This window comes from Pelagimonas sp., assembly GCF_058892305.1.
This window is the reverse complement of sequence record NZ_JBZXVN010000020.1, coordinates 48,183-56,685: the sequence shown is the minus strand read 5'-3', so window position 1 is coordinate 56,685 and position 8,503 is coordinate 48,183. Positions and strand designations below refer to the sequence as shown.

Here is an 8,503-nt window from a genome sequence, read left to right as displayed (position 1 = left end):
TTTGTCAAAAAGGCCGATCTGACGCTTTTGCAAGGCCGTGAGGCGATAACAGTGTTTGAACCGACTGAAGCCTACACATACAGGCGATGTTTTTGTAAAATCTGCGGCACAGGCCTTGGTGAGATCTTGTCGGATGACGATAGTTTTCCAATCTCGGCACATGTGTTGGATGACGAGATCACCCTGCCGGTCAAATTCCATGAGTTCACCTCCGAGAAACCCGAGTGGTCGGCGATTGGCGATGACGCACCGCAGTTCACCCATCATCCGGGGTGACCGATAAATAAGGATGCAGGCGGTGACGCTTGCGTCCAGACCGAAACCTTTGACCTTGCCAACGCCTCAACCGCAGAACATCCCCCTGCAAAAATCCAGAAAAACAGAACCGCATCCCGACAAATATGCGAATGCGTGCATGGAAGAGGCTTGCCAAAGCGATATTTGACCGTCAAACGGAACGCTGTTCCAAACCCGGAGACCGTCATGTTCGAATCGCTTGGCTTTGAAGAGCTGACCGCACCACAGGTTGCAGTCTATTTCGCCCTGATCCTTGGGGCGCTTTTTGGCGTGTTGGCAGAGCGCACCAAATTCTGTTTCCGCCGTGGTTTGGTCGGTGAAGATCGCAGACAAGCGATGGGTGTTTGGATGACCGCCCTTGCCGTGGCCATCATCGGCACTCAAGCCGCCGCCGCCGCCGAGCTGATTGCCTTTGATGAGCATCGTTTCATGACATCCGAACTCCCCTATGTCGCGATCCTGATCGGTGGAGCGATGTTTGGCGCTGGGATGATCCTGACTCGCGGCTGTGCTTCGCGCCTGACGGTTCTCTCCGCAACTGGCAACCTGCGTGCCTTTGGCGTTTTGGTCCTCTTTGCCATCATCGCCCATGCGACGCTCAAGGGGGCCTTGGCTCCGGTACGCACGGCTCTGACCAGCATCACCTATGACATGGGCGACGCGATTAGCCTTGCCGTGCTTCCCGGTGGGGCGTTGGTCTGGTCCGGCGTGATCGCCTTGGCCGCTCTGGCCATTGGCCTGCGCTCTGGCAATCGTCCTACCACCCTGATCCTCGCTGTGCTGCTTGGCGCGCTTGTGCCACTTGGTTGGGTTGGAACCGGCTACATCCTTTATGATGACTTCGATCCAGTCGCGATGGAAAGCCTTGCCTTCACCTCACCTTGGACAGACACGTTGTTTTGGACTGTCGCCGCCTCCTCTATCCCGGCAAACTTCGGCCTTGGCCTGATTGGCGGCACGTTGTTGGGGAGCTTCCTCTCCGCCGCCGCCGGGCGTCGCTTGGCATGGCAGAGCTTTGGAAATGCGCCGGAAACCCTACGCTATATGGCCGGTGCGGTTCTGATGGGCATCGGGGGCGTGCTGGCGGGAGGGTGCACCATCGGTGCCGGTCTCTCTGGCATTCCAACGCTCTCCGTTGCCGCCCTGTTGACACTTGCCGCGATCACAGCCGGTGCTTTGGCGACAAACGCAGCACTGTCCCGCTCGTCTCAAGCAGCGGCAGTCCCTGCGGAGTAACCCGCCAAAACGTCTTCTTTCCCGAAATATCCCGGGGGTACCAGCCTTGACGCGCAGGGGGCTGGCCCCCTTCCCCAACATTCGCGGCACGGCTAAACTAGAAACCTCCCCCCAAAGACAGCCATTAGATTTACGGCCCGGCCTGATCGCCGCCCGCCTCTACCTTGTGTTTGATGCGCCGGATCATCCACCACACCGCCCCGACAACCGGCAGCACCAAAAGCGCGGTCATCATCCCCTTAGAAAGCCCTATCGCGCCCGCCAAGGGGTACATAAGATAGCCCGCCAAGGACACGGCGTAGTAGCTGATCGCGACCACCGAAAGCCCTTCGACGGTTTCTTGCAACCGCAATTGCAACTCGGCGCGTTGGTTCATGCTGTGTAGCAATTGTTGGTTCTGCGCCGACCGCCCGACCTCAACCTGTGTGCGCAACAAATCCGCGGCGCGGGTGGCGCGTTGCACCATGCTGTCCAAGCGCACTCCGGCGCTTTTAACAGTGCGCATCGCCGGATCATAGCGGCGCATCATAAACTCGGCAAAGGTCTGACGGCCTTTGTAACGTTCTTCGCGCAGCACCTTAATCCGTTGATGGACAATTGCTTCGTAGGCCCCGCTGGCCCCCATCCGAAACGATGTGCGCGCCGAGAGGCTTTCCAATTCGGTCGACACTTGCAAAAGCGCGCGCAACGTCGCCTCTTCTTGACCATCATCATTGGCCATCAACTCCATGAGCCGCATAAGCTCACCGTCCATTTCGGCGAGCCGTGGCCCAATATCGCGCACACGGGTAAAGCCAAGCATCGACATGGCTTTGTAGGTTTCGATCTCACAGAGCCGTTGCGCGATACGCCCGGCGCGACGCTCACCGACGCTATCGCGCACAAACACCGCAAACCTCTGATGTCCCGACGGGTCAATGCGGAAATCCCCGGCGATCACCGCGTCATCCCCAAGTACCTGACTAACGGCGAGGCTTTCGGGAACAAACCAATCTGACAAGTGTCGATCAATGTCCTTGTCAGCCATACGAGGCACAATTCGTAGCATCGCCGACGTCACGCGCACGCCGGGCGCATCCATCAACCAATCGGTTGGAAACACGTTAAAGTCACTGGGGTCAAACGGCTTTTCACCAAGCCCTGACAGGAAAACAGTATAGGTCACAAACTCAGTGTGCTGTTCCCATTTCAACATGTGCTGGCCAATTTGCCCGGAATAATGCGTCGCCCCCGGTTGTGGATGCGCCGCGCCATAGCGATCCAGCAAAGCAATCAAATGGGTCAAATCCTCTGAGCGGTCCCGCGACGCAGCCTCTTTTGGCTGCTTGATGGCCAAATAAATCGCCCGACACGGTGCGCTCAGCGACGGGAACGGCCGCGCATGCAATTCGTTGGCCAATTTGAAACGCAGCGGATGATCTTGGATCGGGGGCATGGGCGAAACCTTTGCAGTTTGCCGGAACATGCGCAGTGCGCGCCAGCTTGTAAAGGAGGAATTTGTTTTATTTCAACATCTTACAAGAATACAATTGTATACCGCATCTTTCATGTACCTTTCCCATTTCACGGAACATGGCGGTAACGGCTTGTCATGACATAGTCTTTTCGTGGGCCACGCACCGTCCATTGGCACGACCAATTCGGCCATTGGCCAAAATCATAAGAGGCATCATATTGATCGGGATCACACCAATGTGCGCTGTCGCCGCCTTGCGCGGGGACCGTATGAAAGTATCGGCCATCGTCAAAATAGACCCGCAGATCACCGCCCCAGCGATAGCGGCGCTCTGAGTGAAACCGCCCCTGGCCGGGCATCACCAAGTGTCCCATTTCAAGATAATTGGCATCCTCGCCATCGGGCTCCCAACGGGCCGTGCCCTCAAACCGAGCCCGCCCGCCATCGGCTTGCACAATGTCTCGTTCCAGGTGCCAAGCGCCTAGAAAGTCGCTTAACCGCCTCAAATGCTTATACCTTTAGTCAACACAGATTGCCTTGGCATTGGCTAAAGCCACCTTTATTAAAACTTCGTTTACATATTGGACACAATTACCTCAAATTCTCCGCATTTGTGCCAATCGGACTGTCTATACCAGAAACAGGCCGCAAAGAAACGGTCCCCATGAGCAGTCTATTAGGATCAAAATCATGTTTTCTCATCTCTCGCGCAGCCTGTTTTTACTGTCGATCTGGATGCTGACCGCCTCGGTTCAGCAGTCCCCTCACACATCACAGCACCTCCTTGCCAGCCTGTCTTCAGACCAACTCATCCAAAGCGCACAAGGCTCTCTATCTCTCCAAAACCTTTGACTTGTCTTTGCTTTTTCGAATGGGTTTTTGTCGATTGGGTCGCCCCTTAGAGGTGGCCCGTTTCGCCGTCCCCCCCGACCAAAGCAAAACACCTCCCCAGCATCTTGCCTAAGCTTCAGACCCTAAGACAGCAAATAAAATGGGATCAGGGCAATCCGTCTCAGCCCCCTGCCCTTGTGACATTGGCGGTGTCGGTTTATGACGCCCCCGCTCGCCCCAAAAACTCACAATAAGGTTTGCCAATGATCCCGCGTTATTCCCGCCCCGACATGGTTGCCATCTGGTCCCCTGAAACCAAATTCCGCATCTGGTACGAGATCGAGGCCCATGCCTGTGACGCACAGGCCAAGCTGGGTGTGATCCCACAAGAAAATGCCGACGCAGTTTGGAAAGCCAAGGATGTCGAATTTGACGTCGCCCGCATTGATGAAATCGAAGCTGTCACCAAACATGACGTCATCGCCTTCCTGACCCATCTGGCCGAACATGTTGGTTCGGACGAGGCACGTTTTGTCCACCAAGGCATGACCTCCTCCGACGTGCTCGATACCTGCCTGAATGTTCAGTTGGTGCGCGCCGCCGATATCCTGATCGAAGATATGCACAAGCTGCTCGCTGCGCTGAAAAAGCGTGCGATTGAGCACAAAGATACCGTTCGTGTTGGCCGCAGCCATGGTATCCATGCCGAGCCGACCACCATGGGTCTGACCTTCGCGCGTTTCTACGCCGAAATGGATCGCAACCTATCGCGCCTGCGCGATGCACGGGCCGAAATTGCCACCGGTGCGATTTCTGGTGCAGTTGGCACATTCGCCAATATCGACCCTGCCGTCGAAGAGCATGTCTGTGATCAGCTTGGCCTGATCCCCGAACCAATCAGCACCCAGGTTATTCCGCGTGACCGCCACGCGATGTTCTTTGCTGTCCTCGGTGTGATCGCCAGCTCGATCGAAAACGTCGCCATCGAAATCCGTCACATGCAGCGTACCGAAGTGCTGGAAGGTGCCGAGTTCTTCTCGATGGGTCAAAAGGGTTCGTCGGCGATGCCGCACAAGAAGAACCCAGTTTTGACCGAAAACCTCACCGGTTTGGCACGTCTGGTGCGCATGTCGGTGATCCCGGCGATGGAAAACGTCGCGCTTTGGCATGAGCGCGATATTTCGCATAGCTCAGTTGAGCGTGCGATTGGCCCTGATTCCTGTGTGACGCTTGATTTCGCACTGGCCCGTTTGACCGGCGTTATCGAGAAAATGCTGATCTTCCCTGAGAACATGCTCGACAATATGAACAAGTTCCCCGGTCTTGTCATGTCACAGCGCGTGTTGCTGGCCCTGACCCAGGCGGGTGTGTCGCGCGAAGATGCCTATGTCATGGTTCAACGCAACGCGTTGAAAGTCTGGGAATTCCGCACTGATTTCCGCGAAGAGCTTTTGGCCGACGAAGACGTGGTCAAGGCGCTTGGCACCGATGGGATCAATGAAAAATTCGACATGGCCTACCACACCAAACACGTCGACACGATCTTTGCCCGCGTGTTCGGCGAAGACTAATTTCGCAAAATAGCGAATTTATGGTATCCTCCGGGGATCATCCCCCGGAGGAGAACCGCAAAATGACATTCAAAACTGTTTTTTCTGTTCTGGCATTGGCCCTGACGCCGGTTTTAGCATCGGCTGAATGCTCATCCAATCATGCCCAAATGATGACCTGCGCCGAAGGCACGGTTTTTGATGCCGCGTCGCAAAGCTGCAAACCTGTCTCTAGCTGACGCATTTGTTTAAAATTGGCGATTTAGGCAAACAAGCTTAACGCGCCAGAAACCTATCGGCGTTACCTCTTGTTGCAACTTCCCTGCGATTAAGAGGACCGCAATGACAGCTCTTGCTCTTCCTGGCCCTATTGGCTCTGTTCCGGCTGGCTTGTCGCGCAAAACCAAAGCCGCGATTGTGGTTCAGTTTTTGCTGAACGAAGACGCGGATATTCCGCTCACGGATCTGCCTGATGACCAACAGGCAGAGCTTACCCTTTTGATGGGTAACATGCGCTATGTTGATCGCGAGACGCTCAATAACGTGATTGAAGAGTTCTCAAATGAACTCGAACAAATTGGCTTGTCTTTTCCGGGGGATATGGCCGGTGCTTTGACGGCGTTGGACGGAAAAATCAGCCCACGCACAGCGATGCGATTGCGCAAAGAGGCGGGCGTGCGTCAAACCGGTGATCCCTGGCAGCGGATCAATGCCCTAGATGTTGAACGGATTGAGGAGCTGGTCAATTCTGAAGCCACCGAAGTTGCCGCTGTGATGATGTCAAAAATTGACGTCGGCAAAGCCGCTCAGGTCTTGGCCAAACTGCCCGGTGACAAAGCGCGCCGCATTTCTTATGCCGTTTCAATGACAACCGGCGTGACCCCGGATGCGGTTGACCGAATTGGCCTTGCCATTGCCGCACAGCTGGATGCCGAGCCCCCGAAAGCCTTCAAAGCCAAACCAGAGGAACGGCTGGGCTCCATCCTGAACTACTCGAACTCCGCAGTGCGAGAAGAGTTGCTTGGCGATTTGGAGAAAGAGGACGAAACCTTTGCCAATGCGGTGCGCAAAGCCATCTTTACCTTTGGCAATATCCCTGAGCGTTTGAACGCCATTGATGTGCCCAAAATCACCCGTGATGTGAAACCGGAATCGCTTGCCACTGCGATTGCTGCGGCCAGTGATGGCAATGAACAAGAACAGCGCGCCGGTGATTTCTTGTTGGAAAACATGTCAAAACGGATGGCCGACAACATCCGAGAAGAGGCCGACGCCAAAGGGGCCGTGAAACCCAAAATTGGTGAGAAGGCTATGACCGAAGTGGTCGCCGCAATCCGCGACTTGGTCAATGTCGGTGAGATCGAATTGTTGAACCCGGATGAAGAGGAATAAACCAGCAACGCTTGCCGCCACCCCCGCCAGCGCTTAAAACAAGCCTCAACATCGAATGAGGCCCGTTTTGGCAAAATCAAAAAAGGCAAAGCGCCAACATGGCGGCTGGCAAGACTGGATCACAGATCGCGCCATTCGGGGGCTCATCTGGGTTGCATTGCGTTTTCCCGTCGAAACACGTCTCAGACTGGTCAGCTGGGTTGTTCGACGATGCGTGTCGCCTTTGGTGGGCTGGCATCAGCGGGTGTATGACAACCTTGATCACGTCTGGCCTGATTACCCACAGGACAAACGCGAACAATTGGCCGAAGACGTCATCGACAACGTCGCCCGCGCCTTTATCGAAAACTACGATACGTCCGAATTGCTTGCCCGCGGGGCAAATGCCAACATAAGCGGCCCCGGACTTGCTGAGGTGGAAAAAGCGCGGGCAAAGGGACGCCCTGTCATGTTTGTCATGGGGCATTTTGGTGCCGCTGAGGGAAGCCGTTGTTCTTTGATTGCCCGTGGTTTTGAAGTCGGTGGGTTGATCCGCCCTATGTCAAACCCCTACTTCAATGAACACTATGCAAAAAATATGCGGGATATTTGCGAGCCGGTATTCGAACAAGGACGCAAAGGTACACTTGGCTTTATCAAGCATATCAAAAAAGGTGGAATGGCGGTCTTGCTATTCGATATCTATGACAGCTCGGCTCCTGTGATCGACTTCCTAGGAAAACCCGCTCCGACCATGATGTCTGCCGCTGAAATCGCCCTGCGCACCGATGCGTTGATGGTGCCGATATTCGGTGTGCGCCAAAAGGGCGGCTATCATTTCAACACCGTCTTGGAAGAGCCCATTGCCCATGGAGATCCAATGGAAATGATGCGCGAAGCCACCCGCCGGTTAGAGGCACAAATCGAAAAACATCCGGGGCAATGGATGTGGATTCATCGGCGTTGGAAACCCGAACGCCAGGCCCGGCGTCAGCGCAAGCGCGCCGCCGCAACAATGTCGCCGTGACCGGGTTCCTGTAGGATAACGACCACTGGTTCGTCACCCTTAAGCGACAGGCTGGCCTCATAAGTCCCCTGGCCGTCCCAACGCGCAACCTTTTGCCAATCCTTGACAATATGGCTATAGGTGAGCGAACGACCGGCATTTTCACCACGGGTTATTTTGACTTTTTCAAGCGGCTCATAGCGCACGATGTGAATGTCGCAAGGCTCACCGGTTTGCAATGACGTCGCTTTGATCAAAAGCTTGCCGCCTTGGCGCGTGATATCCAGATCAACGCGCGGCGCACGTTTAGCATGTTTGCGGATCAAATCCGTGACCTTCATCGGACGTGAGCCAACCACGTCTTCGGCCCCATTCACCACCATTTGCGGCGTGTAAATGGTACGCCATCCACCCGCACGGGCATAACCACGCTGGCGTTTGGTGAATTGCGATTTGGCAAAGACATCTTTCCAGCCAATATAATCCCAATAATCGACATGGAGCGCCAAGGGAATCACATCATCGCGCCCTGCCAACTCGTGCAAAAGCGCATCAGCAGGCGGGCAAGATGAACAGCCTTGCGACGTATAAAGCTCTACCACCACTGGGTTTTCCTGCGCCCAAAGCGCCCCTGAGAACGCCGTCCAGGCGGCCACTGTCATGGGAATGATCTGAGGGATGAGCTTGCGCATGGGTATTATATTCTCCGACTCTGTCCCTTTGGTGTAAAAGAGAGCGGCCCGTTGTGCCAATCAC

Annotated in this window: 9 protein-coding genes; 6 read left to right on the top strand and 3 right to left on the bottom strand. The window is 55.3% G+C overall.

Translation table 11 applies throughout. The features are described 5' to 3' along the window. Together AC5EFR_RS09455 and AC5EFR_RS09450 are read left to right on the top strand one after the other, a co-directional pair. Positions 1 to 276 (top strand): GFA family protein (locus AC5EFR_RS09455; RefSeq protein WP_493575596.1); only part of this gene is annotated, 276 nt, incomplete at its 5' end. 207 nt (positions 277 to 483) lie between these two features. Next, entirely contained in the window at positions 484 to 1,533 is a 1,050-nt protein-coding gene (locus AC5EFR_RS09450) for a YeeE/YedE family protein (protein WP_493575595.1), read from the top strand. A 130-nt stretch (positions 1,534 to 1,663) separates the two neighbouring features. Here AC5EFR_RS09450 and AC5EFR_RS09445 read toward each other — a convergent pair whose 3' ends face one another. Continuing rightward, the gene (locus AC5EFR_RS09445) at positions 1,664 to 2,968 is read right to left on the bottom strand and encodes a DUF3422 family protein (RefSeq protein ID WP_493575594.1); all 1,305 of its coding nucleotides are present in this window, start codon (positions 2,966 to 2,968) and stop codon (positions 1,664 to 1,666) included. Between the two features lie 128 nt (positions 2,969 to 3,096). Beyond that, a complete protein-coding gene (locus tag AC5EFR_RS09440; RefSeq protein WP_493575593.1) occupies positions 3,097 to 3,495 on the bottom strand; it encodes a DUF6314 family protein in 399 nt (132 codons plus the stop codon). Between the two features lie 588 nt (positions 3,496 to 4,083). Here AC5EFR_RS09440 and purB point away from each other — a divergent pair. The 4 genes from purB to AC5EFR_RS09420 all read left to right on the top strand — a co-directional run bounded on the left by purB (position 4,084) and on the right by AC5EFR_RS09420 (position 7,768). Beyond that, positions 4,084 to 5,391, top strand: coding sequence for an adenylosuccinate lyase (purB, locus tag AC5EFR_RS09435; protein ID WP_299929027.1), 1,308 nt, complete (start codon positions 4,084 to 4,086; stop codon positions 5,389 to 5,391). 62 nt (positions 5,392 to 5,453) lie between these two features. Further along, positions 5,454 to 5,609, top strand: coding sequence for a carbohydrate-binding module family 14 protein (locus AC5EFR_RS09430; RefSeq protein ID WP_493575592.1), 156 nt, complete (start codon positions 5,454 to 5,456; stop codon positions 5,607 to 5,609). A 103-nt stretch (positions 5,610 to 5,712) separates the two neighbouring features. Beyond that, positions 5,713 to 6,762, top strand: coding sequence for a flagellar motor switch protein FliG (locus AC5EFR_RS09425; protein WP_493575591.1), 1,050 nt, complete (start codon positions 5,713 to 5,715; stop codon positions 6,760 to 6,762). Between the two features lie 67 nt (positions 6,763 to 6,829). Then, positions 6,830 to 7,768, top strand: coding sequence for a lysophospholipid acyltransferase family protein (locus AC5EFR_RS09420; RefSeq protein WP_493575590.1), 939 nt, complete (start codon positions 6,830 to 6,832; stop codon positions 7,766 to 7,768). Here AC5EFR_RS09420 and AC5EFR_RS09415 read toward each other — a convergent pair. Then, entirely contained in the window at positions 7,732 to 8,439 is a 708-nt protein-coding gene (locus AC5EFR_RS09415) for a DUF1223 domain-containing protein (RefSeq protein WP_493575589.1), read from the bottom strand. The two genes, AC5EFR_RS09420 and AC5EFR_RS09415, sit on opposite strands and share 37 nt — an antisense overlap. Positions 8,440 to 8,503 lie beyond the last annotated feature (64 nt).